This is a genomic window from Noviherbaspirillum malthae (assembly GCF_015352985.1).
GTDB lineage: Bacteria > Pseudomonadota > Gammaproteobacteria > Burkholderiales > Burkholderiaceae_D > Noviherbaspirillum > Noviherbaspirillum malthae.
Genome location: NZ_JACYXF010000167.1, coordinates 1 through 1,817, shown reverse-complemented (window position 1 = coordinate 1,817; position 1,817 = coordinate 1). Strand labels below are relative to the sequence as shown.

Sequence of the window (1,817 nt, the reverse complement as noted above, 5' to 3'; positions counted from 1 at the left end):
GCCGTTCTTCGGTGCCACCACCTGGCCGTTGATGTTGGTCGGAATGCCGCCCATCTGGTAGTGGATCGTCGGCACCACCGGAATCGGTTCCTTGGTCGCATCGACGTTGGCAAACTTGTGGCCGATCTCCAGAATCGACGGCAGGCGCTTCTTGATGGTGTCGGCGCCGATGTGGCGCAGGTCCAGCAGCACGTGGTCCTTGTTGGGTCCGCAGCCGCGGCCTTCCTTGATCTCCTGGTCCATCGAGCGCGACACGAAGTCGCGCGGCGCCAGGTCTTTGAGCGTGGGCGCATAGCGCTCCATGAAGCGTTCGCCGTTGGAGTTGATCAGGATGCCGCCCTCGCCGCGCACGCCTTCGGTGATCAGCACGCCGGCACCCGAGACGCCGGTGGGGTGGAACTGCCAGAACTCCATGTCCTGCAGCGGCAGGCCCGCGCGCGCGGCCATGCCCATGCCGTCGCCGGTATTGATGAAGGCATTGGTCGAGGCAGCGAAGATGCGTCCTGCACCGCCGGTGGCAAACAGGGTGGTCTTGGCTTCGAGAATCATCACGTCGCCGGTTTCCATCTCCAGCGCCACCACGCCCAGCACGTCGCCGTCGGCGTCGCGCACCAGGTCGATGGCCATCCACTCGACGAAGAAGTGGGTCTTGGCGCGCACGTTGCGCTGGTACAGCGTGTGCAGCAGCGCATGGCCGGTCCGGTCGGCGGCGGCGCAGGCGCGCTGCACCGGCTTCTCGCCGAAGTTGGCGGTATGGCCGCCGAAGGGGCGCTGATAAATCGTGCCGTCGGGGTTGCGGTCGAACGGCATGCCGAAGTGCTCGAGCTCGTAGACGACCTTGGGCGCTTCGCGGCACATGAACTCGATGGCGTCCTGGTCGCCCAGGTAGTCCGAGCCCTTGACGGTGTCGAACATGTGCCAGTACCAGTTGTCCTCGGACATGTTGCCCAGCGAGGCGCCGATGCCGCCCTGCGCTGCGACCGTATGCGAACGGGTGGGGAAGACTTTGGACAGCACGGCGACGTTCAGGCCGGCTTCGGCCAGCTGCAGCGACGCGCGCATGCCGGAACCGCCGGCGCCGACGATGACGGCGTCGAAGCGGCGGGTGGGAATAGATTGTTTGATAGCAGCCACGATTTACACTCTCCAGATAATCTGCGCGGCCCAGCCTGCGCAACCGACCAGCCACAGCAGCGTGGCCACCTGCAAGACCAGACGCGCGGCGACCGACTTGGTCACGTAATCCATCCAGATATTGCGCATGCCGACCCAGGCGTGGTAGAGCAGCGAGACGAAGGTGACGAAGGTGGCCAGCTTGAACCACTGGTGCGAAAACAGGCCGGCCCAGCCCTCATAGGAGAAGTTGCTGCCGGTGAGGAAGGCGACCAGGAGGATGACGGTATAGAGCGCCATGACGACGGCGGTGATGCGCTGGGCCATCCAGTCGCGCAGGCCGTAGTGGGCGCCGACGACGAGGCGCTTGGGACCGATGTTGTTGTTGGCCATGATCAGAAGGCTCCGAACAGTTTGAGGGCGACCAGGGCGGTGGGCACCAGGCTGAGGACGAAGACGGCCATCGAGCTTTTCTTGCCGCTGTCCTTGTCGACGCCCATGTGGAAATCCATGGCGAGGTGGCGCAGGCCGGCGAAGAAGTGGTGCAGGTAGGCCCAGGTCAGCGCGAGGATGACGAGCTTGACGAACCAGCCGGAGACAAAGCCCTTGAGGTACTCGAAGGAGATCTCGGACATGAGGCTGCGGTCGAGCAGATACAGGATGAAGGGCAGCAGCAAAAACAGGAAAGCGCCGCTGGCGCGGTG

3 protein-coding genes are annotated in these 1,817 nt (G+C 64.4%); all 3 read right to left on the bottom strand.

Annotation, left to right across the window (positions count from 1 at the left end; genetic code table 11):
• Nucleotides 1-1,134 (bottom strand): FAD-binding protein (locus tag IGW03_RS37525; RefSeq protein ID WP_194727469.1); only part of this gene is annotated, 1,134 nt, incomplete at its 3' end.
• A gap of 3 nt (nt 1,135-1,137) precedes the next feature.
• Entirely contained in the window at nt 1,138-1,506 is a 369-nt protein-coding gene (gene sdhD, locus IGW03_RS37520) for a succinate dehydrogenase, hydrophobic membrane anchor protein (protein WP_194727468.1), read from the bottom strand.
• A gap of 2 nt (nt 1,507-1,508) precedes the next feature.
• Nucleotides 1,509-1,817, bottom strand: a 309-nt coding sequence (gene sdhC, locus IGW03_RS37515) for a succinate dehydrogenase, cytochrome b556 subunit (RefSeq protein WP_194727467.1), incomplete at its 5' end; no start/stop codon positions are given.